The organism is Natronomonas aquatica (assembly GCF_024449025.1).
In the GTDB taxonomy this organism is placed as follows: Archaea; Halobacteriota; Halobacteria; order Halobacteriales; family Haloarculaceae; genus Natronomonas; species Natronomonas aquatica.
Genome location: NZ_JAHLKM010000005.1, coordinates 49,605 through 73,614, shown reverse-complemented (window position 1 = coordinate 73,614; position 24,010 = coordinate 49,605). Strand labels below are relative to the sequence as shown.

Genomic DNA, 24,010 nt, shown 5'->3' with positions numbered 1-24,010 from the left:
TACCCGGGTTCGCCGTTTCGTGACGTATCAACGAGGGATATCGCTCCGCCGCGAGACTCCGATAACTTGAACCTCTCACGCTCGAATCCTCGGTGTGAGCCGCCGTCGCCTGCTCGGGTCGTTGTGTGGTCTCGTCTTCTTCCTCAATCTCGCCAGGATCGTTTTCGCGCCGCTTTTGGACGTGTTCATCGCCGAGTTCGGCATCGGCGAGGCGACCGCGGGCCTCATCGCGACGCTCGCGTGGGTTGGCAGCGCGTCCCTGCGACTCCCGGCCGGGTGGTTGCTCACGCGCGTCCCGCGGCACTATCTCGTCTTCGTTTCGGGAGCTATCCTCGTGGTGTCGGCCGCCGCTGCCGGCGCGGCGACGACCGTCCGACAGCTCATGCTCGGGGCGTTCTTCATGGGTACCGCCTCCGGCGTCTATTTCGTCTCGGCACAGCCGCTTTTGAGCGAGCTGTTCCCGGATCGGATCGGTCGCGTCATGGGGATTCACGGGACCGCGAACCAGATCGCGGCCGTGGCGGCTGCGCCGCTCGTCGCCGTCTCGCTTTGGGTCGATTGGCGGTACGCGCTGTGGACGATCGCCGCCGGCGCCGCCGTGGTAACCGTCTATACCGCCATCCAGGCCCGACGGACCGAAATGCCCGCCGCAGGCGAGGGAGACCGGTCACTGGTAGCGGGCGCGCGCTCGGAGTGGCGGATCATCCTCGCCGCGCTGGGGCTGTCCGGGGCTGTCGTGTTCGTCTGGCAGGGCGTGTTCAATTTCTATGATCTGTACATGCAGTCCCGCGGCCTTTCGCCGGCGGAGGCCTCGACGATGCTGACGATCGTCTTCGCGGCCGGCGTCCCCGCGTTTTTCCTCGGCGGCGAACTCACCGACCGGCTGCCGTCGGTCCCGTTTCTGCTCGCCATCGGTGGCTCCTTCGCCGGAAGCCTCCTGCTTTTGATCGCGGCCGAGGGCTTTCTGGCACTCGCCGTGATGTCCGCCGTCATCGGGTTCGTCATCCATGCCATGTTCCCGGCGACCGACACCTACATCCTGAGCGCGCTGCCGGATTCGGCCCGCGGGAGCGCATACGCCGTGTTCAGCTCCACCTGGATGCTCTCACAGTCGGTCGGCTCGTCGGTTCTCGGCAGCCTGATCGAACGCGGCTACGGCTACGATGCGGTCTTCACTGCGGCCGCGGTGTTTCTCCTCGTGGTGCTTTCCGTATTTGCCGGCCTCGAACGGGCCGGGCGGCTGCCGTCGTGAATCCATCTGTGGAGGCGACGAAACGCCCACGGATGCTGCCATGACGCCGCTGGCACGCTCTCACGGGAACGCGAGGAAATCGTCGTCTTCGAAGTCGATCGGCTCGGGTTCGGCGACGACGCGAAGGTCCTCTCGCTCGCGCGCCTCCTCGACGAGCGCCTCGCTCGCGACGAGAGTGCCGAGACGCATCGTGTCGCGCGCTCGGACGAGCCGGACGCTCTCGGGTTCGTTCACGCCGATCGTGGACAGACAGACGGTGAGGCCGGCCCGGTCGTTCTCGACGGCCGTCGGGGTGCGGATCCCCCGAAGCGCGCTCGCGGTCACGGCGTTCGTGAACGCCTTCTCCGGTTCCATTTCCTCGATCAGGTCGGCGTGGACGAGGTCCGCGAGTCCGAGCCCGATGGCGTTACCGTGTGAGGGTTGGGTGAGAGACCGGGTATATACGCGCGTGTATCGCGGATGCTCGAGGATCGGCTCCGGCTCGTAGGGGCGCCGCTGGAGCACGTTCGGATCCATCCCGGGACCGCTTATGTCCTTGCCCATGCGGTCGAGCACGAGCACGTCGAGGTCATCGAACGGGAGCGTAGGGAGCTGTTCGTAGGCGATCTCGAGCAGCTCGGCCTCCCGCGAGAGGAAGCCCTCCGGCGGGACGCCCTCGATGATCGTGGTGTCGTCGTGGAGGTCCTCGACGACGGCGACGCCGCCGACCACCGGAAGTCGATCGATGATCAACGAGGCGATCTCCGGAAGCATGTTGCGGAAGCTCCAGTCCAGCGCCCAGCGGTGGGCCATCTGGGCGCCCCGCTGTTTGCCCATGCCGATAACGAGCATCTTCGAGAGACCGCTCTCGACGTCGCCGTCGAAGTCCGTGTGCGGCTTCACGCGGTTGACCGGCACGATCGCGTCCGCCGCGGCGGCGTTGGCGTCGGCGTGGACGGCGATCCCGTGATCGTCGGTTTCGCCGACGATCTCCGTCTCCATCGTCGCGCGGACTTCACACCCCACAGCCGCCTCGGTGACGCCGAGCGCGGCGAGCTTCTCGCGTTGGCCCTCGGCGGTCGCGCCGCCGTGGCTCCCCATCGCCGGGAAGACGAACGGCTCGTAGCCGCGGTCGGAAAGACCCTCCACGACGCCGCGAACGATCTCCGGGACGTTCGCGATGCCGCGCGAGCCGGCGCCGACGGCGACCTCGCCGCCGGCCGGGACGTCTTCGAGGGCGAGTTCCGCGACTGCCGCGCTCGCTTCGGCCGCGAGGCGGTCCTCCGGGATGGGGTTCGTCTCCCAGTCCTGTTCGATCACGCCGACCCGGGGGAACTCGGTCGTCCCGCAGGTCCCGTAAACGCGTTCGTCGGGGATCACTAGATCTGTGGTCGTCGTCTCAAGGTCGTCCATGTTCGAGAGGGGACACGACCATCAAAAAACCTTCCGCGCCTGTCCAATACGGTGTGATAACATTTGTCCGTTCACCAATTACAAATCGACGGAGATTATAGAGATTCGAGGTGAATACACCCGCCTTCCCGTGAGGGACGAGTGTTCCGACCGCAAGTCGGAACCGAGGACCGAACAGGCGGGTGATGAAGCCGATACTCCAATGGTCAACCCACCGGCTACACCACGTCTGGATATTCAACTCCAACCACAACCTTTACAATTTAGGTTGTTATAAGCACTTATAGAGGCGTTCCACGCGATGCTGAAAGTTCACCGCACCCACCAAGCGAAAATCTGCAACTACTCACAGGTTGCAGAGTCGCTCGACCGGCATGGGTGGAGTGCCAGCAAACTCTGGAACGTCGCCAACTACCACGCCCGCAACGTCTGGGACGAAACCGGCGAGATCCCCGATCATAAAGACTTGAAACGCGAGCTGAAGACACATCCAAAATACAACGGACTGCATAGCCAGTCCAGTCAGCGAGTTCTTGAGGAGCTTGCTGAAAGCTTTCACTCGTGGTATCAGAAACGCAAGTCCGATGACCGTGCGAACCCGCCGGGCTACCGCAAACGCAACTACTACGACCAAGACGGCAATCGTGTTCACGAAGAACACCCCCGTAGCACGGTGACGTGGAAACAGAACGGGTTCAAGCACGACCAGAAACACAACAAGATTCGCCTCAGCAAAGGCGCAAACCACAAAGAACACCCGAAAGCGTGGGAGTATATGCTGGTCGAATACGAAACCCGGCCTGACGCGACTGTTGAGAACGTCCAACAGGTGCGTGCCGTCTACAACCGTGCGAAAGGCCAGTGGGAGCTTCACATCGTCTGCAAAGACGAGATTGAAACCCCAGACGCTCCCGGTGATGAAACCGCTGGCATCGACCTCGGCATCTGCAATTTCGCCGCTGTTGCCTACAGCACGGAAGAAGCCGACTTGTATCCGGGCAACCGTCTGAAACAAGACGGGTACTACTTCCCGAAAGAAATCGCCAAGTGCGACGACTCAGGCGGCAAGCGAGCAACGCGACTCCATGCGAAATGGAGTGACCGCCGCACCCACTTTTTCCACAGTCTCGCCAAGCACATCGTTGAGCGGTGTGTTGAGAAACAGGTTGGTCGAATCAATATTGGTGACTTGGAAAGAGTGCGTGAAGACGGCGATGGCGAGGCGAAAAACTGGGGTCGGCACGGCAACCTCGACTTGCACGGCTGGGCGTTCGACCGCTTCACCTCGATTTTCACGTACAAGGCGAAAGTGGAAGGTATCGAAGTGAACGAAGTGGACGAACGGAATACCAGTAAGACGTGTTGCGTGTGCGGGAAAACAGATGAGAATCAGCGGGTTGAACGTGGTCTGTACGTGTGCGACGAACACAATGATGCGTTCAACGCGGATGTGAATGGGGCGGAGAACATCCGTCTCGATATAAACAGCGTCGATGAAAGTAACTCCGAGTCTTCCGGGCAGTTGTCCGGGGATAGGTGTACCGGCTGGTTGGCACAGCCAGCAGTCTACCTGTATGACCTCTCCTGCGGATTCCAACCGCAGACAGAGGTGGTGGACTGTAGACCTTAATATCCCCACGCTTGGGATTCCTGCGTCTTCAGGCGCAGGAGGATGTCAACTTGTCTCTCCCGGGCGGTGTAGAGCGAAAATTCCATTTCAGGTGAGCTCCAGCCAGAAACGATCGATGGAACTAGTTCAAAAAGACAAATTTGGGTATACAGGCTCTGGAACGTCGAAAAATAGGAGATTTAACCAAGAGTGTTTGTTATCGAGTGACATATGTCTGGACGTGACACCGATCTCGAATTTCCAAGCTGTTGTGCATGCTGTCCCCACCTTCTGAGGGTTACAGCGTCATGTACGCATGATCTACGGCAATCTCTCGTATGGCCCCTAGTCCGGGCATGGCCTGGCCATCGGGACTCGTTCTCGCTGTGATCCCATGGTAAAGTACCCATTTCCAGGGTCACCTTCAGTACGTCGTTGAGTGCGTGTTGGTAGCAGTTTCGTCTCTGACTGGTATCATGAGACTGACCGTCGTCCCATCCGGGGTCGCATCAACAGAGACATCACCGCCGGCCTGTTTGACGAGCATCCGTATCATCCACACACCGAGCCCTTTCCCGTGATTGAGCGGCGTCTCTTCACCGTTTTCGAGCACGTCGGCTTCCATCTCGGGCATCCCGGAGCCGTTATCGACCACGTCAACATAAACCCAATTATTGTCCGGCCGAGAGAGCCGAACCTCAACGCGGCAGTCGTCGTTCGGGGTCGCTTCGATGGCGTTCTCGATCAACTCCCGCAGCGCTTCACCGAGCACCGCTGGAACCGGTGCAGACTCTATATCAGCGATTTCTGCCTCAATTTCAGCTTCTGGGAACGTTTCCTTGCTTGATTCTGTTACTTTCTCTACGAGTCCCGACGCGTCGACGGTAGTCTGCTCGTCTCGCTGGGACTGTATCGCGCCCTGGATTCGCTCTATGTTCTCCGTCATACTCCCCCACTTTTTCAAAATGCGTTCGATCGTCTCGAATTGGCGAGCCCGTTCGTCGGGATCGGACTCCTCGGCGAGTAACTCAGCCCATCCTCGGACTTTGCTCAGATCGTTTCGCATGTTGTGCCGCATCACGCGCTGCATTACATTCAGGTGTTGCCCTTGTTGTCGTTGGGCTGTGATGTCGCGCCCTTCCACGATGAGCAGCGTCACATCGCCGTCCTCGTCAGTCACTGGCTTGACAGAAAAATCGATCGTCGCAAGTCCCTCTGCACCCTTGACATCTGTCTCATAGCGAACGAACTCGCCTTCGGCTGCACGCGCAAGTGCGTCCTGGATACGGTTATTGACTTCTTCGGAGTGTGTCCACCATGGTGCTTCGTAGAACGGCTCTCCGACAACGTTCTCGCGCTCGAACCCGCCGAATTCGAGCGCGGCGTCGTTGACCTCGATCACCGTCGAGTCGGGCTCTAACAACCCCGTGAACTGGAACGTGCCGTTGAAAATCGCTTCCAGCCGCCGGGTGCGCTCTTTGCTGTCGGTCACGTCACGGAGATACAGGAGTATCCCGTCGATCGGATCATCGGCACGCATATTGCGGCACCTGATATTGACGTTTAACCACTCGCTACTGCCGGATTCAAACCGGCCTTCGATCTCGATGTCGCCTTCTATATCTTCGACGCAGTCAAAGAACGCTTCCATGACCCGCTTCCGGTCGCTGGGATGTAGGTAATCAAAGAGGCTCTCTTCGAGTAGAGCGTCGGAATCGTGACCGAGCACGTGATCGGCGGAACCGCTGATATAATCAAAAGTTCCGTCCGCATCGAGTATCGAGACGACGTCGTCGGATTCCTCAACGAACCGCTCGGTTCTACGACGTTGTTGTCGCTCTTCGGTCATGTCCCGAACAATCGCCGCGTGGCCCCGAAACTCGCCGTCGTCGGTTTCGAGGGCTGCGTAGCGAACGTCGGCGTAGAACTCTGAGCCGTCGGCACGGACGCGCCGGCCCTCATCACTGCTTTCGCCGGCAATCCGGGCTTGCTGGAGCACCCGGGTTGGGAGCCCTGACTGGCGGTCAGCTTCAGGGTGAAGGTGAGCCATCGGCATCCCGAGGGCGGTCTCGGCTTTGTAGCCAAAGAGGTTCGTTGCACCCTCATTCCACGTCCGGATGTCGCCGTCTTCATCGACGACGATGAAAGCGTACTCTTCGACGCTCTCGGTGAGCAGCTCAAACCGTTCCTGTTCCGCTCGCAATTCGCGCTCCTTTTCTTTCTGCTCGGTCACGTCCTGCTGGATACCGATGTAGTAGGTCAAGTCGTCGGCCTCGTCGTAGACTGGTGTCACCGAGAGACGATTCCAGAACTGTTCGCCGTCCTTGCGGTAGTTGCGCAATTCGACGGTTATCGGCTCTTCGGCCGCGATTGCTTCCCGCAGGTCGTCAAGCTCGGCTTGGTCCCTATCGTCGCCTTGCAGGAACCGACAGTTCCGTCCAAGTACCTCTTGGCGGCTGTAGCCGGTCTGTTCGACGAAGCCGTCGTTCACATACACCAGCGGGTTATCCTCGGTGTCCGGATCGCTGATCGTGATCCCGACCGTCGCCTCATCCATAGCTCGCTGTTTCAATTCAAGATCGCGTTTCCGTTCCCTGCGCTCCGTGACATCCCGAACGCCGGCGACCGTTCCGACGTTCTCGGTCCCAATTCCCATCGGATTAATTGTAATGTCGAAGTACCGGGTCGATCCGTCGGTTTCGATAGAGACGACGCTCGACTCATCGTCTTCATCGGCAGGTTTGAACGTTTGTTCGAACGCCTCGATGGTTGGACACCTGATGCCGATATTCGACTGTAGGCTGTCGGCCTGTCTGTTGGTTTCGACGAGTTCTCCGTTGGGATCGTACACGAACATGGCATCATCAGCCTTCTCGAAGACCTCTGATCGAGCAGAGCGTTCGACTCGCCGAAACGTGTCCTCGACGAATACCAACATTGCAAGCGTGAAGCCGGCGACACCGATCGGCTCGAAACTCACCCCTAACAAGACAGGCGGGAAGGCCCCGGCTGGAAGTACCGTGAAGGCTGCCCGTGGAATGACCGGAACCAGCGAAAGCACTGCGAGCGCGCTGAGCCCCGCGGTCGGCTGCGAGGAACCGCGGAAAGCGTTGAGCAGCCAGTAGAAACTGATCGCTACGAGTGTGTAGGTGAGCGTGAACGAGATCCAATAGAACAGTTGCGGTTCGACGACGAGATGCGGGTATGGAGCCGGCTGGATTTGTGTCTGAACGTAGAGGCCGTACAACGGATTGGTGAGTTTGACCGTGACGAGGCCAAGGTAGACACCGACCGCGAGTCTACGGTAGCGTCGATCTCGGTGATACGATCGACCGGTGTAGGCGGAGATGAAGTACACCCATGCGCCGACCCCAGTGAGGCCCCAGATCAGGCCGCCGATATACAGTGCGGCACTGAGGCTCTCATTTGTGGTAAACAGTCCAAGTGCTTGGAAGGTCAGCCACAGTCCGTTCGTTACCAACACGGCTCTGAGCCCGAGTTGCGTATCCCGTCCTTGAAGCCGCGATCCGTAAACGGCAGCGACGAAGCATCCGATGGCGATCGATACGAAGAGGAGTACGAGGCCCAAGTGGACTGTTCCCCCTTCCGAAATAACAGTCCATATTTGGGTACTAGGAGTGATAATACATGTAAAATTTTTGCACTCATATAGACTTCGATTGAAAAATATGGGTATACGGCGTCCGGAGCGAACGGGCGCAATCCACGCATGCTCAAATCCGGGGAACAAGACGATGCGTTTTATGCAGACCTGTGGGAGCAAATCACGGCCGGCGACGTGTGGGAAGCCGAACTGACAAATCAGACCAAACAAGGCGAACTCTACGAGGTCAACCAGAAGGTCATCCCAGTCACGAACACGCGCGGGAACATCACACAGTTCGTGGCGATTTTATGATAATTCATATCTGGGGCTTGCTGGCTTGCGATTCCTCATCCTCAATGGGCCATTAATTATGTACCAGCGCCGCGTCGAATATCACAGAAGCCCGGAAGGCAGCGCCCCCCGTTTGGTGGCCAAGTGAACTCCAGATGAAAATGACCGGTCGAATCCACGCTGAAACGAGAAAAACGGTGGTAGAATGATTCTATCCACCGATTAGGTCAGCTAAGAATCGTTCGGTGTTTGGATGGGCCCTATTCGGATCCCCCCTCAACGCCAGCAATTTCGAATTTGGCTCCCCCAGAATCGCTGTCAGTTACGTTGATCTCCCAGCCGTGTGCCTCAGCTACCCGCTTGACGATGCTTAACCCCGCACCGATACCGTCCTCGCCGGTCGTGACTCCGCTTTCGAAGATGGATGTACGCTCGGCTTCCGGGACTCCTGGACCATCATCCGCGATATAGAATCCACCGCCCTCGTCGAGGGACCTCACCCTGACTGTTACGTTCCCACCTCCGTGTTCGACTGCGTTGTGAAACAGGTTCTCAAGCAACTGTCTAAGTCGGCTCTCGTCCGCCCAGATCGTCGCTTCTTCATCGATAGAGAGCGTGGATTCCTCGGTCGCAACAGTCCGCCAACTCGCCTGTGCGAGGTCCGCAAGCGAGACTGCTTCCGGGTCCAACGCGATTGTTCCCTCGCGGGCCAGCGTCAGCAGTTCTTCTATCAATTCCTTGATCCGACTGTGGGCATCAGCAACGGCCTCCAGATGTGGGCTGTCACACTCGTTTTGTGCCAACTCAAGGCGTCCCTCAGCTACGGTCAACGGATTCCGAAGGTCGTGGCTGACGATACTGGCAAACTCCTCTAACCGTTCGTTGCGCTGTTGGAACTGCTGTTCGTACTCTTGACGCTGCCGTAGATCCCGTCCGATACCCACAAACCCCAACACATTCTCCTCAGAGTCAGTCAGTCGAAACCCCGTGAACTCGTGGGGGATTCGTTCGCCGTCGTTCGTGAGAAAGTCCGCTTGAACCGTCGCCTGGCCAGTTTCCAGAACGTCTTCGACCGCTTGGGCGATTCGTGGAGCGTGGTCATCCGGGAAGAAATCCGCTGGTTTCATCTCTGCAATCTTTTCTTCGGAGTACCCTGTGACCTCTGAGAGGCGGTCATTCCACCGTAGAATATCACGGTCAGGACCGAACACGTAGAACACGTCGTTAAGTGCGTCGAGACACTGCTCGACAAAAACGCGCTTCTCCCGGAGTTCGTGTTCGTACTCTTTGCGCTCGGTGATGTCCCGAGCGATTGCGACAAACCGATCTCCCCCACACAGCTGAATACGTCTAATGTGCACTTCGACGGGGAATGTTGAGACATCTTGGTGTTGATAACGTCCTTCTAACCGATGACGATCCCCGACTTCCATATTTTCCCAGAGTGTGCGTATTTTATCGGGATCGATAGCCTGGTCTAGATCCCAGACTTTCATATCGGTGAGTTCTACGGAGTCATAGCCGGTTTTTTCACACAACCGAGGGTTTGGATTGAGGATATTGCCGTCTATATCGTGGATATTGATCATATCCGGCGAGTTTTCGAAAAGAGCTTCTAGCCTAGCTGTTTTTTCTTGAAGCGCCTGTTCGCGTTCTTTTTCATCAGAAATATCCCGTACTGTACAGACGAGTTCTCCCCGGTCGGTCAGCGCAAGTGTATGGTCGACGGTTACTGTACCGCCATCCGCCCTGGGATGAATCGTTTCGTCGCGCCAGTACCCCTCTCGTTCGACTTCTGGAAGAATTTCCTCTCGGACTTCGGGGATGTCCTCGTCTCGATAGGCGAGTTCCCAGTGTTCGCCGACAAACCCCTCGGGATCGTACCCGAAGATACCGGCGAACCGCTGGTTGACATAGAGATAGTGGCCGTCCTCATCAAGGATGGCGATACCTTCTTGCGCGGTTTCAATCGCTTCTAGTTGGCGGTTGCGTTCTTGTTTGGCTTTTCTCTGTTCAACAGCGTTCTGAACTCGATTTGTGAGAACGGTATACTGGTCGGTTCCGGTTCCCTTCTGTAGGTAGTCCGTAACACCTGCGGAGATCGCATTACTAGCGACCTCTTCGTTTCCTTTTCCGGTGAACAGGATAACGGGGAGATCTGGATGGTCTTCCCGGACGGCTTCGAGAAACTCGATGCCATTCTGCCCGGACATATCGTAATCGGTAATGATACAATCGAACTGCGCCTCAGAGAGACGATCTAGCCCGGCGCTAGCGCTCGTTTCCGTTTCAACGTGAAAGCGATCATCTTCACGCTCCAGAAACGTCGCTACCATATCAGCAAAATCCGGCTCATCATCCACGTGAAGAATTGGGATCGCGTTTGCCGCATCACTCATACTCCAATAATAGTGTTCAAATAAAAAATAGTATGGTACACAAAGGGCTTGTAATTTAACCTATTGAATAGTTAGCGGTCGGAGAGTGACGTTCAAACGCTGAAAGTGACGACATTAACAATCTCTACGGATAAGCGAGCATATATTTTGGCTTCACAGCAGTTTGGATAAGCAGAGTAAATACATCAAAGGCCGACTATTAATACCCCCCCTCATCGTAGCATATTGTGATGAGCCTTCAGGATGGCATCGAGCAGATCAGACAACTCGAAAAAGAACTCGTATTATTCAATATCGATTCATCCGACCCGCTTGCTGAGCGTCTCACCACCTACTTTGCCGCACAGAATGTGAATGTCTCGATGAGTCAGACAGCGTCACGACAACCACCAATCGCTATCCTCAGCAACAACACCGAAGTCCTTAGCAGAGTCGATATTGAGACGCTCCGGAAGTTCGTCGATCACTCGCCAGCTCGGTCCGAAACGATTGGTGTCGCGGATGGAGAATACGAGGCAGTCCTCGGCTACCTCAAGGAAACGACGTTCACGTCGTACGATACCGAGCAGATGCTCTACGCGTCCCGTGAAATCGAAGATCGTGCCCGCCGAGTCGGGAGTGGAACGGTTCACGCTGGATTTCAGCGGTGTTCAATACTGGCTGACCAGCAGGCGATCTACACAGACCTCGCTCACCGCGGCCTTGAGGTTCATGCCTATGGAGTTCCGGACACTGCACCGCCTGAGCTTGGCAGGGCCCGGGTACATGCGATCGACTCGGACGAACTCGCACAGACTTGGTTTGTTGTCTTCGATGGCGGCGGCGACGAAACCCAAAAGAGTGCTCTCCTCGCCGAAGAGCGCGGCGATGACACCTTCTACGGTGCGTGGACATATGATGGACGGATCATCGATGGTGTTCTTGAATATCTCGAAGCCACGTATCTACCCGTTACTAACAGCCGCCCGCGTTCCGAATCCTGATTGCACGGAATCCATCGTGAAACGACTATGTTCTTAAAACTGACCCGAACAGATTGTTCAATCTTTATACATATTTACCAATATCTGTTACTTATGCTGGAACAAACCGCAGTTCCCGGTCCGTCTCACATTTGGGACTGATTGGCCGAATAAGCCACTAAAAAGCTGATTTTGGATTGTAATTGTCGAGTGCCGAAAGGGTTCCCAATATTGAAAAACGAGAAGTGTAATCGAGCAAGGCATTTAATAAGAATGTTCTGATGGTGGGGTATGAGCAAACAAACCGAGCGGGACGGGCACTCCGACCATCAAGCCGAAACCGTCGAATGGAACGACGTATCGAATGAATCAGACGGGATCGTCGACAGACTACTTGGTAGAAACGGGAACGGATCGTACTCAGATCAGTCCGGATCTAATACAACGAATCCGCCTACCGAGACCTCGCGGCGAAACGGTAAAAAAGCCCGCTCGGATGAGTCACAGGCGATCGTCCAGAGCATTCTCAATGGGTTACAGGAACCGACCGTTGTAGTTGATGTCGACGGCCGGATCACCCACATCAACCAGCAGGTACTGGATCTGTACGATTGTACCGAACAGGAAGCGCTCGGAACCGTCCCACACGCATTACAGGCTGACGACAGCTCGGCCAGCGACATCGTCTCCGAGGCGATCGAACGCGGCGAGGACATTCAACAACGCGAGGAAACCATGCTTGTCGCCGGACAGGAGACGCCACTAGAGCGGACTGTCACGCTGTTATACGACGGCGGGACGTTCCTCGGCGCGATGCTCATCGAGAAGGACGTGACTGAGCGCAACCGACAACGGAACAAAAAACAGTTCCTCGAACAGTACCAGCAGGATGTTCTCGATGACCTACAAGACAAACTTGCTCGGCTCGCAGCGGGCGATCTAACCATCGATCCGACTGTCCCGCAACCTGAAGAAGATTATGACGAAGCCGCTGAGGTCTACGAGGAGTTCACGCAACTGAACCAGAACCTCAACAGGGCGACGGACAATATCCGCGACATGGTAGAGACGCTGACGAAAAACGCTGAGGAATTGAACAAGACGAGCGAGACACTCAGCGCGAACAGCGAAGAAATAACGGCCTCGATTCAACAGATCGACGCGTCGTCGGCCGAACTGGCCAACGGAGCTGATGATCTCGCTGAGGATTCCCAGCGGACTAACGAGAACATCGATGACCTTTCGGCTTCGATTGAAGAGATTACAGCCACCATTCAGGAGATCGACTCTCAGTCAGAAGAAGTCGCCAGTATCGCTTCAAAAGGAGTCGAAGATGCGACAGGGACAGCTGGCCAGATCCGGGAAGCGACCGATGCAACCTCAACAGTCGCACAGCGGATCGACCATCTTGAAGACAGCATGGAGCAAGTCGGTGAAATCATCGAGATGATCGCCGACATCGCCGATCAGACGAATATTCTCGCCCTGAACGCTAATATCGAAGCTGCCCGTGCGGGTGATGTTGGCGAGGGGTTTGCAGTTGTCGCAGATGAGGTCAAGAATCTCGCCGAGGAGTCACAGGAATCGGCCGACAAGATCGATGGTATCATCACCGACGTACAAGAGCAGACGGCGGATCTCGTTGAGAGTATTACCGACGCCAACGAGAAAGTCAAAAACGGAGCCGATGAGGTTGAAGAGCTAACCGAACGACTTCAAACGATCGACGAGCGAGCGAATCAAACGAGCGAAGGACTTGAGGAGATTACTGATGCCGTCGAGTCACAGGCTGAAAACGCCGAGGTCGTCAGTACGGTCATGGAAGATACAGCCGGTATGAGTGAAGAGATCACGGCGTCGATTCAGCAGATCTCGAACGGTGTTGATGAGCAATCTGATGCGATGGAAGAGGTGGCCGCGAACGCACAGCAACTCAGCGCAATAAGCGATCAGCTGTACGACCGAGTTGACGTGTTCAAACTCGCCGCTGACGAGAACGCAAACTTGGAAACGACGAACTGATCACCTGGACGCAGTATCTCGATCCAACAAGGCAATTTAGACACCTATGATGACGGCGGTTAGTTGCTATGTTGGTGGATAGAACCGATTAGTGAATCCTTCCTTAGTTTGACTTAGTGCTCAGAGCTGAGTTAGTGTTTAATAATAAGTGTACAGAACAATCGGTAGCCCCGTCTAAACTCACAGAGAAATACCGCTGTTTCGCTGTGCACAACAAGAACTGATCACCCTCAATCGGCAATTGATTTAGTTCCATCCCCGTTTCGAATATCACAGAAGCCCGGAAGGCAGCGCCCCCCCGTTTGGTGGCCAAGTGAACTCCAGATGAAAATGACCGGTCGAACTCACGCTGAAACAAGAAAATTGGCGGTAGGTGCGTTCTATCCACCGTTTAGGTCGGCTAAGAATCGTTCGGTGTTTGGATGGGCCCTGCCGGGTTCGAACCGGCGACCACTCGGTGTCCCATCCCGACGGGGTCGGCCACCGGGAGTATGAGCCGAGCGCTCTGACCACTGAGCTAAGGGCCCTACGTCTCGGGGTATCCGCTCAGTCCTCTTTAGTCTGCCGGGAGTGGCCGCGGGGCCGGCGACCTCGACACGACGACGGGGATGAGATCGAGTACGCGCGCAACCGGAGCGGTATCGTTTCAGCGAGCAGTCGCAGGTTTCAGCGAGCAATCGCAGCCGAGAGATATACAGTGTTGCCGACCATAATGGGGGTATGGAGCTGAGTCGGCGGCACGCTATCGCGGGCGTGGCGGTCGCCCTCGCCGGCTGTTCGACAGTCGAACGCGAGATCCAAGAGCGTGCGGCGGGCGTCCGGGCGGCGGACGGCCACCCGCTTTCGGGGACGACGACCGTCTCCATCGTCGATCGAAGCAGGGGACGACACGACATCGAGCGGTTGACGAGGGAGGCGCTGACGTACTGGACGGCCAACGCGGCCGAATACGCCGGCTTCGAGGTCGCCTTCGAGATCGTCACGGAATCGCCGGATATCGAGCTCGTCTTTCTGGCGAGCCGGGACGAACTCCAGGGCTGTCGGGACCACGCGTCACAGGAACTCCTCGGCTGTGCACCCCTTCTGGAGGCCGATCACCGGCCGGAACGGCCGATCACCGTCGAGGTCGTCGCGGGCGATCGGCCCACCGACGACGTCCGTGTGACAGTGAAACACGAGCTCGGGCACGCGCTCGGTCTCGGCCACGACGACGAGCCGGCGCATCTCATGTCGAACGACATCGAGGACCGGCTTCCCGAGTACACCCGGCGACGCGAGATACTCGAATCGATCGAGAACGCCTGGAACGGTCGGAACGACGGCACCCGCAGGTACAACCAGGCGATCGAGCACTGGAACAACGACGAGTATCAGGCCGCCGAAGCCGGGTTCGGGATGGCGGCCGAACGATACCGTCCGGTCGTCGCCTCCATCGAAACCGCGGCCGAACTCGAGGAGGGGTTCGACGGGATGGATCGCCCCGAAACGGTCGATCGGGAGACGTTGCGGCTCTACTTCGATCAATCCCGGGAGTGGATCGATCTCGCGATAACGCGGGCCGAACGGATGGCCGCGGCCGCGAGCGCATACGAGGGCGGCAACGTATCACGGGCCCGCGATCGAGCCGCGGCCGCCCGGGAGATCACCGATTCCCTTCGGTCGGTGGCGTTTCCCGCTCCGGCGGAGATCGCCCGCGCGCTCGGACTCCTGCAGGAAGGGAGCGACGGCGAAACGGCAGCCGATCCGGATCGGGCGTAGTGACACCCCTCGTCTCTGTCGCCGAGTTCGACAGAAAAACGGACGCCGCCGCCAGGTCTCGAACCTGGGACAACCACGTTAACAGCGTGGTGCTCTACCAGCTGAGCTACGGCGGCCCTCCGCGCCCCAACGTAGTTCGAATCGCCACATATGGCTTTCGTTTCCTCGCCCGCCGTGTGGATCGATCACAGCCGCCGGCGTTCGATCCCGACGCACCGACACGCTTTATAAACCGACGCCGCAACCGCGGGTATGTCGCTCGAATCGGTCGTCGACGGCGTCCGCGAGCGGGTCGTCCCCGACGAATCCGAGGTTCGCACCCTCGAGACGGCCGTCGGGGAACTCGAAGAGCGCGCCGAGGCGGCCATCGCGGACCTCCCGATTGCGGCCGACACGACACTCGTCGGATCGACGGCGCGCGGGACGTGGCTCGCCGGCGACCGCGATATCGATCTCTTCGTCCGGTTTCCGCCGGATCTCGATCGGACCGATCTGGAGCGGTACGGCCTCGAGGTCGGCTACGCCGTCCTCCCGGACGGCCACGAGGAGTTCGCCGAACACCCCTACGTCAAAGGTGAGATCCGCGGCTTCGAGGTCGACTGTGTGCCGTGTTACGCCGTCGAGAGCGCGACCGAGATCCGATCGGCCGTCGACCGGACGCCGTTCCACACGGCGTATCTGGAGGGACGGATCGACCCCTTTGCCGACGACGTCCGGGTCGCGAAGGCGTTCCTCTCGGCGATCGGCGCCTACGGGAGCGATCTCCGGACGAAGGGGTTCTCGGGATTTCTGACCGAACTGCTCGTGTTGGAGCACGGCGGCTTCCGGCCGTTCCTCGAGGCGGCGGCGGAGTGGACCCCGCCGATCCGGCTCGACCCGGCCGACCACGGCGAGCGGTCCTTCGAGGATCCGCTCGTCGTCGTCGATCCGACCGATCCCGAGCGCAACGTCGCCGCGGTCTGTTCGCCGGGAAACGTCGCCCGCCTCGTCCATCACGCCCGCGAACTCCTCGCGGACCCACGTCCGGAGCGTTTCGAGCAAAGAGAGCCCGACCCGCTGTCGGCGGCCGACGTTCGCGCGCGGGTCGAAGACCGGGGAACGGCTCCCGTCGCCGTCCGGTTCGACGCGCCCGACGTCGTCGACGACCAGCTCTACCCGCAACTCGAGAAATCACTCGACGGCATCGAGGGAGCGCTCGATCGGGCCGGCTTCAGCCCGCTCCGGAGCACCTGTTTCGCCGCCGAGGACGCTGTCCTCTTTGTCGAGTGTGCCGTGGGGCGGCTCTCGGCCGTCAGTCGCCACGAGGGGCCGCCGGTCGGCGTCAGAGAGCACGCCGAGGGGTTCTACGGGGCGTACCGGAACGAGGACGTCACGGGGCCGTTCATCGACGAATCGGGCCGGTACGTCGTCGAACGCGACCGCGACGTGCGAACGCCGGTCGAACTCGTCCGATCGGAGCTTTTCGACGTCTCGCTCGGACCGCACGTCGAGTCGAAACTCGCCGAGGGCCATACGGTCCTCGCCGGCGCCGAGATCGCGACGCTGGCCGGGCAGTTCGGCGCCGAACTCGCGGCGTACTTCGATCCCGAGCCGTGACCGTCGATGCGTCTCAGAGATCGTGGGCGTCCCGGACGTCGCTGAGGACGCGTCCGGCTTTCGAACTGACCTCCTCGTCGGGGGCGACCGGTTCGCGGCCGTCGAACACTTCGTGTACCATCCCGACCGACTCGGACAGCGAATCGAGGCCGTACCCCCCTTCGAGGACGAACGCGAGGGGGGCGTCGTGGCGGTCGGCGATCGCCCGAACCCGGCTCGTCAGGTGGCCGTACCCCTCCGTCGAGACGCGCATCCGCGAGATCGGGTCGTTGCGGTGGGCGTCGAACCCGGCGCTGACCACGAAAATGTCGGGATCGAACCGCTCCATCGCCGGATCGAGGAGGTCGTCGACGAACGCCGCGTACTCCTCGTCGCCGCTGCCGCCCGGAAGCGGCGCGTTGAGGATCGTCTTCCTGGCGTTCGGGCCGCCGGTTTCGAGGACGTCGCCGGTTCCGGGGAACAGCCCCTGTTCGTGGATGGAGGCGTAGTAGACGTCCTCGTGGTCGTAGAAGATGTCCTGTGTCCCGTTGCCGTGATGGACGTCCCAATCGAAGACGACGGCCCGATCGACGCCCGAATCCGCCCGGTCGATCGCTCGCTGGGCCGCGACCGCGGCGTTGTTGAAAAAGCAAAACCCCATCGCCTCGTCGATCTCCGCGTGGTGTCCCGGCGGGCGACCGATCGAGAAGGGGGTCGCCCGCCCGTCGGCGCCGTCGATCGCCGCCTCGACGGCCCAGCAGGCCAGTCCGGCGGCCGCGAGCGCCGCGTCCCACGTCTCCTCGACGGCGACGGTGTCGGCATCCCAGGTGCCGCCCCCGTCGGCACAGAACGCCTCGACGTCGTCGACGTAGTCGGCGTCGTGTACCGCCTCGATCGCCGCCCTGCTCGCGGGTTCGCCCTCGCGATACGCGACGCCGTGTCGCTTCGAGAGCGCCTGTCTGATCGCCCGAAGGCGGTCGGCGTTCTCGGGGTGACGGGGGCCGGTATCGTGTTCCAGGCAGACCTCGCGATATCCGAACCTCATTCGAAGTACGGTTCGAGTTCGTAGTACGTCTCGATGTCCTCCGCCTTGATCGTCCGGCGGTCCGCGTGCCGTGCGAGGATCGCGGCAGCGGTTGAGACGGCGTCTGCGTACGATTCGAGTTCGTTCGCGAGCGCGATCCGGGCGTCCATCGACACCCGGTATCGGTCGTCGATGTCGAGTCTGGCGATCCGATCGACGGGGGCGACCGGCAACTCGAGTTCGTCCTTGTCGATCGTGTCGGCGTCGAAGTCCGCCGCCATCAGCGTCTTGCGGCCGTCGGCCGTCGCCGTTTCGGCCGCCCCGGCGGCGAGCGCCGCCCCACGCGTTTGGATCCGGCGGGCGAGTTCTTCGGCTGCTCCGGCACTGACCCGCAACTCCCCGGCGTTCCGCCGGATAACCGTATCGACGGGGGCGAACGGTAACTCGACGCTCATACACCCAACGGGGGCCGAGTCGGCCTTAATCTTTGCGAGGCCGTCCCGAACTAGAAGACGTCCTCGGCGCGGAACGTCTCGCCGTCCCGTCGGCCCCGGACGGTGACCTCCTGTCCGAGGTGGACGTCGGCGTCGGTCTCGACGTGGACCGTCTCGTCGCCGCTGTCGAGGATGACCGGATCCCCCGGTTGGACGACGGTCCCGGTGAACGTCTCGACTTCGCCCCCGGCCGTGTTCTCGGTTTCCCCTCCGTCGTTTTCGTCCCCCGAGGCCGCTTCCGTTCCGGCGCCGTTTCCGGATGCCCCGTCGGTGAACTGATCCAGTCCGGCCGAGTCGCCGCCACGATCGGGCTCGGCGCCGTCGAGAACGACGACCGTCGAGCGCCAGCCGGCGGAGGCCTCGAGGTCGTCCTGCCAGCCCTCCTGGATCTCGACGTCGGCACAGAACACCTCGTCGCCCGGGCCGAGATCCGTATCGGCTTTCTCGCCCCACAGCGCGACCCGGATGTCGTCGGTCCGGTCCTGGACGCGGACGTTCCGGACCTGTCCCTCGCTGCCGTCGTCCCGATCGAAGGTCCGTTTCGGATCCGCCGACCGGACGACCCCCGAGATGTCGACCGTCTCGCCGATCTCGACGTCGGCGATGGGGTCGGCGTCGGGGGCGAACTCGACCGACTCTTCGAGTTCGTCGATCCCACTGCGCTCGCCGACGTGCAACTCGAGGCTGCCGTCGCGCTCACGGACGTAGCCGTCGACGATCTCGACGCTTTGCCCCGCGGTGAGCTGTTCGGCCCGCTCGGCCCGATCGTCCCACAGCGTGACGCGAACCCGCCCGGTCTCGTCGCCCAGCGTCAGGTTCGAGACCCGCCCCTCGCTGCCGTCGTCCCGATCGAACGTCCGGACCGACCCGGTATCGAGGACGACCCCCCGGAGGGTCACGTCCGATTGCCCCATCGACAGCGAGCCGGCGGTGACGCGGCCGCCGATCTCGACCTCGATGTCGGCCTCATCGTCGGGTTCGAGCCGATCGGCACTGACCTCGATCCCGTTGTAACCGTCCTTCGGCCGGCCTTTGATACGGAAGACGTCGCCGGCCTTGATCTCTTCCTCTGCCGCGACGGCGTCCTCGCCCCACACCGCGACCCGGACCGACCCGGACTCGTCGGCGACGTCGAGGTTCAACACGTGGCCTTCCCCGTCGTCGTCACGTTCGAAGGTCCGAAGTTCCCCCACGCTCGTCACCTTGCCGAGGAACTTCACCTCCTCTAGGCCGGGTTCGATGTCGGCGATCGTCTCGACCTCCCCGCCGTCGAGTTCGTGAGCGATGAGCATCGCGGCGGTCTCCTCGTCCGCCAGCCCGCCCATCTGTTCGATTTTCTCCTCGACGGCCTCCCGGAACTCCTCCTCGGAGACGTCGGCGTCGAGATCCGCGTATATCTCCTCGATGGCGCCCATTGCTACGGAGAGCAAACACCGCCTCCGGAAAAGCGTTGTCGGTGTCGGCGCGGTTCGTGTCGGTGTCGACGTGACATACGCGTCGTGGTTCCGGCTTCGGATAAATACCCTCGGTCGGGGGAACCGTAACCCCTATACGTCGAACCGGATTAGAGAGAAAGGAGTCCGGGTAGGGTAGTGGACTATCCTCTTGGCTTGCGGAGCCAGGGACCGGAGTTCAAATCTCCGTCCGGACGTAATTGTTTTCGCCGCCGTCCGGCTGTTGCATTGCACGATCCCGAGTCTGGAAACCGTTCCCGAAGCCGAGCCGATCGGCGTGGAGGATGTCACGCCTCATACCGCGATCGGGAACGTGTACGGCGAAAAACGACGGTGTAATCCGAAGTACCTCGGTATAAATGACATGGCATAGCATGCCAAACGATCTTTGAGTAATACACCTTAACAACGGACAGCTTCCAGACCCACCGGTACGGTACCCCACCCCCCAGCCTGGAAGCTTGAACGTTACATCGTGTGACGTAACGTTACGATCCCACCGGGATCTCATCCCTTCCCGGTGTTTTGAAGTCCCATCCGTCGACCGTTCGGAACTCGACCGCGGCCAATATCCCCGAACTTCGGGATCCGTACCCCAAGCGTCGCCGCTCGCGTTCCGGGGGCGCCCTTCGGTCAGCCGCACGTTCCCGTCTTGAACACCCTTCGAACGTTCCGTACGCCGATCGTACGCGAACTCACTCCCCGCCGAGCCCCTCGTGGGCTTCCATCGGTTCGCGCCATTCCGGCGGGATCGGGACCGCTTCCTGGGTCTCCCGATCGATCGCCAGCAGTACCACCTCGGCCGTCGCCGCCACGGCCCCGTCGGCGCGGATCTCGTACTCGATCTCCATGCTCGTTCGGCCGAGATCGACGATGCGCTGGGCGACGGTGACCTCCTGGTCGATGAGGATCGGCGCCTTGTATTCGATCTCCTGGCGGACGATCGCGACCGGCGTGCGGTCGTGGCGGATCCCGATCACTTCCTCCCAGTACTTCGTCCGGGCGTGTTCGAGATAGCTCAGGTACGTGGCCTGGTTCACGTGGCCGTTCACGTCCAGGTCGGTGAACCGCGGATCGAACGACGTCTCGAAGGTGTACTCGGACATGGATAGTCCCTCGTCAACTACGGACAAAACAGCGTCGATCACGGGGACCGATCCCCGGCCGATACGGGGCGTCTTCCGGGAAGCCGGAACTACCCGAGCACCCGGCCGACTCGCTGTCCGGCCATCTCTTCGAGGCGATCCCAGCGCCTGCTGGCCTCGAGCCGCCGGCGTAGCCACACGTAGCCGCCCCCGAGAACGACACCCCAGACGGCGTGTGTGAACAGCCCGACAGCGGTCAGGTTCGGCAGGGTCGCCTGGACGCCCACCAGCCGGAGCCAGACCGGCATGATGAGGCCGGCAGCGACGAGCCACAGGACGACCCCCCACCCGGCGCCGAACAGTCCCCCTGTCAGTGCCGTCCCGTTCGGACGGCCCTCGCGGAGATGCGTGTAGCCGCCGGCGAAGAGTAACGCAAAGACCACGCTGTGGAACAGGTGAGTGATCCAGCCGACGAGCGGGTCCGAAACGCCGTACAGGCTGCCGATTATGGGGAGCAATCCGGTGAGTGCGTCCGACAGTATCCCCATCACGACGCCGGCGACGACGCCCGCCCCGATCGCGCCCCCGAGTCCCGGGCTGGCGACCCCGAACCGTCCGGCGGCGGTCCGCTCGCCCGTGGCTCGCGGCAGCGTGAGCGCCGCCGATACCGGGCTCTCGGCCGGGCTGGCGGCGGATCGGATCTCGAGACCGCCCGCATAATAGTCCGACAGCAACTCGACGATGCGGCGATCGAACCCGACCGCCGGATCGTCCTCCGTCGACGCGTCGATATCGGCTGCCGTCCCGGTGTCGGCCGTGACCGAGAGCGAAACGCTGTACGGCTCCACGGTCACCTCCACCGTGACCGACGTCTCCTCGTTCCGGGCGGCGACGGTCTCGAGGAGCTTGCGGACTAACAATCGTAGCCGCTGATCGGCGAGTACCTGTGCGTCCGTCTCCGGCGCCGTGTAGCTGAACGTCGCCGCCGGGTAGTGCGCTTCGAGCGCGTCGGTTTCCTCCTCGAGGAGGGGTCCGAGCGCGACCGCTCTGAACGAGTCCTCGTCACGGGGGCGGCCGACCTCGCCGACGTCGGCGACCGTCGTTTCGATCCGGTCCGTCGCCGTCCGGATCGCCGCCACGTCGGAGTCCCGCGGCGCGTCCTCGTCGAACAGCGAGGCGTAGCCGTCGATGATCGCCGTCGCGTTGAGCACCTCGTGCCGGAGGAGGCCGTTGGCGATGAGCGCCAGCTCCGCCTGGAGTTCGATCTCGTTTCGGTGTCGGCGGTTCCGTCCCGCGCGGTCGCCGGTGAGCGCGCCGCCGACCGCCCCTCCGAGGAGCGTGTTCGATACCAGAAGCTGGGACCCCTGGAGCATCGCCAGCCCGCTGGCGACGTCGCCCGGCGCGCCGAGCGCCGTCAGCCCGAGCACGGCGGCCATCGCCGATACGCCGAGAAACGTCCAGCGGACGACGGTGTTTATGTACGCCGCCGAGAGATCGCCGATCGCCAGGATCACCCCGTAGATGGTAAACGCGAGTCCGACGACGAGCGGCACGACGGCGACCACGAAGGGAAGCATCGCCCGACTCTGGACGGTCCCGGCGACTACGAACCGGGTGATGCCGAACCCGACGAGTGCGACCGCGAGCCCGCCGGGATGGACGATCCGCTTCGAGCCTCTGACGGGGCCCACGGTCACCACCCCTCGCGCCGCCGGGGTCCGGTTCTACCGTCCCGGCCGGCGGCGAGACGAGATAGTACCATTCGCTCGTGTAAACTGTCCGGATACGTATAGTTGTTCACCGCTGTGCCGACATCGGGACACAGTCGCCGATACGAACACGAGGCCGGGGAGTTATGCGGGTCCGAGTCCAATCTGTCCGTATGGAGCGGATCCGTGCCGGGATCGCCCTCTACAACGCGGGCCATTACCTCGCGGCCCACGAACCGCTCGAGGAGCGGTGGCTCGAGGACCCGGCCGGCGAGCGCGAGGACTGTCTACAGGGGTTGATCCAGGCGACCGCCGCCGTTTATAAATCGAAGGCCGGAAACCGGTCCGGTGCGGCCGGGTTGGCCGAGAGCGCCGTCGGATATCTGAACAGCTGTGGGGAAGTCGACACCGGGGCGCTCTCGGCGTGGCTCGATCGGCTGGCTGCCGACCCGGACCTCGGGACACACGAAGAGCCGCCGGAGCTCCGGATCGACGGCGAAGTCGTCACCGTCGGGGACCTCCGGTTTCCCGCCGCCGGGACGGCCGCCCGGGCGCTCGCGGAGACGCGGGACGACGAGACCGTGCTGGCGGCCGTCGAGTACGCCAACGCCGATCTCGAGGCGGACAACGGGACGAGCCCTCTGGTGACGCTGACGCTGGATTACCTCCGACGGGACGATCCGATCGTCCGACAGCGCCTGAACGAACACGTCGAACGCCGACGGATGCGGGACGCGGACGTCGAGGGACTGTTCTGACCCGGATTCACGGCTTCCGGACCATCACGTAGGCGTCCTCGCCGTCGTCGTAATAGCCCGGCCGGACGTGGTGGGACTCGAACCCGAACGCTTCGTACAGCGACTGTGCCGCCCGGTTGCTCGCCCGGACCTCGAGTCTGGCCCGGGCGACGCCGACCGTCGCCAGGGCCACGATCGCCTCCGAGAGGAGCTGCCGACCGATCCCCTCGCGCCGTCGGGACGGCGCCACGGCGAGATCCTTTATGTGGCCGATCCGGGCACCGTCGCGGTCGACCGTGTCGGCGACGACGTAGCCGACGACGGCGTCGTCCTCGGCGACCAGAAACCCAGTCGAACCGAGAAACCGCTCGAACGCCGCGTAGGGCCACGGCTGGTCGAAGGATCGCCTCTCGATGCGGAAGACTTCGAGGAGGTCAGCCCGGGTGACCGCCCTGATCTCGAGGTCCGTCCGCGGTTCGGCGGCCGTCACGACCCGACCGTTGTGCTGTCGCTTATATAGGCTTACCGGCGAGGAACGCTCTCGGTGACAGCGACGGGATAGGACCCCCGACGCCCTCGGCCGGAAGATTGATATTATATCGGGGCAAACCGTCGACTGCACCCTGTTTTGGGTGCATCC

At 61.1% G+C, this 24,010-nt stretch carries 17 protein-coding genes and 3 tRNA genes; 9 read left to right on the top strand and 11 right to left on the bottom strand.

Translation table 11 applies throughout. The features are described from left to right. Positions 1-94: 94 nt before the first annotated feature. Positions 95-1,252, top strand: coding sequence for an MFS transporter (locus tag KM295_RS06145; protein WP_256029083.1), 1,158 nt, complete (start codon positions 95-97; stop codon positions 1,250-1,252). A 60-nt stretch (positions 1,253-1,312) separates the two neighbouring features. Here the strand turns inward: KM295_RS06145 and KM295_RS06140 are convergent, their stop codons facing one another. Then, a complete protein-coding gene (locus KM295_RS06140) occupies positions 1,313-2,644 on the bottom strand; it encodes a nickel pincer cofactor-dependent isomerase, group 22 (RefSeq protein WP_256029082.1) in 1,332 nt (443 codons plus the stop codon). A 301-nt stretch (positions 2,645-2,945) separates the two neighbouring features. On the opposite strand from KM295_RS06140, the gene KM295_RS06135 reads away from it, so the two are divergent. Continuing rightward, the gene (locus tag KM295_RS06135; RefSeq protein WP_256029081.1) at positions 2,946-4,274 is read left to right on the top strand and encodes an RNA-guided endonuclease InsQ/TnpB family protein; all 1,329 of its coding nucleotides are present in this window, start codon (positions 2,946-2,948) and stop codon (positions 4,272-4,274) included. Between the two features lie 403 nt (positions 4,275-4,677). Here KM295_RS06135 and KM295_RS06130 read toward each other — a convergent pair whose 3' ends face one another. Continuing rightward, positions 4,678-7,842 (bottom strand): PAS domain S-box protein, encoded by a 3,165-nt coding sequence (locus KM295_RS06130; RefSeq protein ID WP_256029080.1) that lies wholly within the window; start codon positions 7,840-7,842, stop codon positions 4,678-4,680. 90 nt (positions 7,843-7,932) lie between these two features. Between KM295_RS06130 and KM295_RS06125 the strand changes: the two genes are divergently transcribed. Further along, positions 7,933-8,172, top strand: coding sequence for a PAS domain-containing protein (locus tag KM295_RS06125; protein ID WP_256029171.1), 240 nt, complete (start codon positions 7,933-7,935; stop codon positions 8,170-8,172). Between the two features lie 239 nt (positions 8,173-8,411). Here the strand turns inward: KM295_RS06125 and KM295_RS06120 are convergent, their stop codons facing one another. Beyond that, positions 8,412-10,550: a PAS domain S-box protein gene (locus KM295_RS06120; protein WP_256029079.1), complete on the bottom strand. Its 2,139-nt coding sequence runs from the start codon at positions 10,548-10,550 to the stop codon at positions 8,412-8,414. A gap of 230 nt (positions 10,551-10,780) precedes the next feature. On the opposite strand from KM295_RS06120, the gene KM295_RS06115 reads away from it, so the two are divergent. Continuing rightward, positions 10,781-11,533, top strand: coding sequence for a DICT sensory domain-containing protein (locus KM295_RS06115; RefSeq protein ID WP_256029078.1), 753 nt, complete (start codon positions 10,781-10,783; stop codon positions 11,531-11,533). A 270-nt stretch (positions 11,534-11,803) separates the two neighbouring features. After that, entirely contained in the window at positions 11,804-13,534 is a 1,731-nt protein-coding gene (locus KM295_RS06110) for a methyl-accepting chemotaxis protein (RefSeq protein ID WP_256029077.1), read from the top strand. A gap of 423 nt (positions 13,535-13,957) precedes the next feature. Here the strand turns inward: KM295_RS06110 and KM295_RS06105 are convergent. Beyond that, a tRNA-Ile gene (locus tag KM295_RS06105) sits at positions 13,958-14,061 on the bottom strand. A gap of 193 nt (positions 14,062-14,254) precedes the next feature. Here KM295_RS06105 and KM295_RS06100 point away from each other — a divergent pair. Then, positions 14,255-15,292 (top strand): matrixin family metalloprotease, encoded by a 1,038-nt coding sequence (locus tag KM295_RS06100; RefSeq protein ID WP_256029076.1) that lies wholly within the window; start codon positions 14,255-14,257, stop codon positions 15,290-15,292. A 43-nt stretch (positions 15,293-15,335) separates the two neighbouring features. On the opposite strand, the gene KM295_RS06095 is transcribed toward KM295_RS06100, so the two are convergent. Continuing rightward, positions 15,336-15,408, bottom strand: a tRNA-Asn gene (locus KM295_RS06095). A gap of 136 nt (positions 15,409-15,544) precedes the next feature. On the opposite strand from KM295_RS06095, the gene cca reads away from it, so the two are divergent. Further along, positions 15,545-16,888, top strand: a complete 1,344-nt coding sequence (cca, locus tag KM295_RS06090; RefSeq protein WP_256029075.1) for a CCA tRNA nucleotidyltransferase — start codon at positions 15,545-15,547, stop codon at positions 16,886-16,888. 13 nt (positions 16,889-16,901) lie between these two features. Here cca and KM295_RS06085 read toward each other — a convergent pair whose 3' ends face one another. The 3 genes from KM295_RS06085 to KM295_RS06075 are packed head-to-tail and all read right to left on the bottom strand — an operon-like array spanning position 16,902 to position 19,800. After that, positions 16,902-17,912, bottom strand: coding sequence for a histone deacetylase family protein (locus KM295_RS06085; RefSeq protein WP_256029074.1), 1,011 nt, complete (start codon positions 17,910-17,912; stop codon positions 16,902-16,904). Beyond that, positions 17,909-18,346, bottom strand: coding sequence for a histone (locus tag KM295_RS06080; protein ID WP_256029073.1), 438 nt, complete (start codon positions 18,344-18,346; stop codon positions 17,909-17,911). Before KM295_RS06080 ends, KM295_RS06085 begins: the two co-directional genes overlap by 4 nt. 50 nt (positions 18,347-18,396) lie before the next feature. Then, the gene (locus KM295_RS06075) at positions 18,397-19,800 is read right to left on the bottom strand and encodes a single-stranded DNA binding protein (protein WP_256029072.1); all 1,404 of its coding nucleotides are present in this window, start codon (positions 19,798-19,800) and stop codon (positions 18,397-18,399) included. Positions 19,801-19,963: 163 nt separating this feature from the next. Between KM295_RS06075 and KM295_RS06070 the strand changes: the two genes are divergently transcribed. Then, positions 19,964-20,036: transfer RNA gene (locus KM295_RS06070), tRNA-Arg, on the top strand. 498 nt (positions 20,037-20,534) lie between these two features. Here KM295_RS06070 and KM295_RS06065 read toward each other — a convergent pair. Both KM295_RS06065 and KM295_RS06060 read right to left on the bottom strand, forming a co-directional pair. After that, complete coding sequence (locus KM295_RS06065; RefSeq protein WP_256029071.1) at positions 20,535-20,945, bottom strand: acyl-CoA thioesterase; 411 nt, start codon at positions 20,943-20,945, stop codon at positions 20,535-20,537. 89 nt (positions 20,946-21,034) lie between these two features. Beyond that, complete coding sequence (locus KM295_RS06060; RefSeq protein WP_256029070.1) at positions 21,035-22,615, bottom strand: hypothetical protein; 1,581 nt, start codon at positions 22,613-22,615, stop codon at positions 21,035-21,037. A 191-nt stretch (positions 22,616-22,806) separates the two neighbouring features. On the opposite strand from KM295_RS06060, the gene KM295_RS06055 reads away from it, so the two are divergent. Next, a complete protein-coding gene (locus KM295_RS06055) occupies positions 22,807-23,391 on the top strand; it encodes a DUF309 domain-containing protein (protein WP_256029069.1) in 585 nt (194 codons plus the stop codon). A gap of 7 nt (positions 23,392-23,398) precedes the next feature. Here KM295_RS06055 and rimI read toward each other — a convergent pair whose 3' ends face one another. Beyond that, complete coding sequence (gene rimI, locus KM295_RS06050; protein ID WP_256029068.1) at positions 23,399-23,860, bottom strand: ribosomal protein S18-alanine N-acetyltransferase; 462 nt, start codon at positions 23,858-23,860, stop codon at positions 23,399-23,401. Positions 23,861-24,010: the final 150 nt, after the last annotated feature.

What these genes read in the sequence shown, in the direction of transcription:
- KM295_RS06140 (WP_256029082.1), bottom strand. Translation starts at nt 2,644, where the DNA reads ATGGACGACCTTGAGACGACGACCACAGATCTAGTGATCCCCGACGAA.
- KM295_RS06135 (WP_256029081.1), top strand. Translation starts at nt 2,946, where the DNA reads ATGCTGAAAGTTCACCGCACCCACCAAGCGAAAATCTGCAACTACTCA.
- KM295_RS06120 (WP_256029079.1), bottom strand. Translation starts at nt 10,550, where the DNA reads ATGAGTGATGCGGCAAACGCGATCCCAATTCTTCACGTGGATGATGAG.
- KM295_RS06115 (WP_256029078.1), top strand. Translation starts at nt 10,781, where the DNA reads ATGAGCCTTCAGGATGGCATCGAGCAGATCAGACAACTCGAAAAAGAA.
- KM295_RS06110 (WP_256029077.1), top strand. Translation starts at nt 11,804, where the DNA reads ATGAGCAAACAAACCGAGCGGGACGGGCACTCCGACCATCAAGCCGAA.
- KM295_RS06100 (WP_256029076.1), top strand. Translation starts at nt 14,255, where the DNA reads ATGGAGCTGAGTCGGCGGCACGCTATCGCGGGCGTGGCGGTCGCCCTC.
- cca (WP_256029075.1), top strand. Translation starts at nt 15,545, where the DNA reads ATGTCGCTCGAATCGGTCGTCGACGGCGTCCGCGAGCGGGTCGTCCCC.
- KM295_RS06085 (WP_256029074.1), bottom strand. Translation starts at nt 17,912, where the DNA reads ATGAGGTTCGGATATCGCGAGGTCTGCCTGGAACACGATACCGGCCCC.
- KM295_RS06080 (WP_256029073.1), bottom strand. Translation starts at nt 18,346, where the DNA reads ATGAGCGTCGAGTTACCGTTCGCCCCCGTCGATACGGTTATCCGGCGG.
- KM295_RS06075 (WP_256029072.1), bottom strand. Translation starts at nt 19,800, where the DNA reads ATGGGCGCCATCGAGGAGATATACGCGGATCTCGACGCCGACGTCTCC.
- KM295_RS06065 (WP_256029071.1), bottom strand. Translation starts at nt 20,945, where the DNA reads ATGTCCGAGTACACCTTCGAGACGTCGTTCGATCCGCGGTTCACCGAC.
- KM295_RS06055 (WP_256029069.1), top strand. Translation starts at nt 22,807, where the DNA reads ATGGAGCGGATCCGTGCCGGGATCGCCCTCTACAACGCGGGCCATTAC.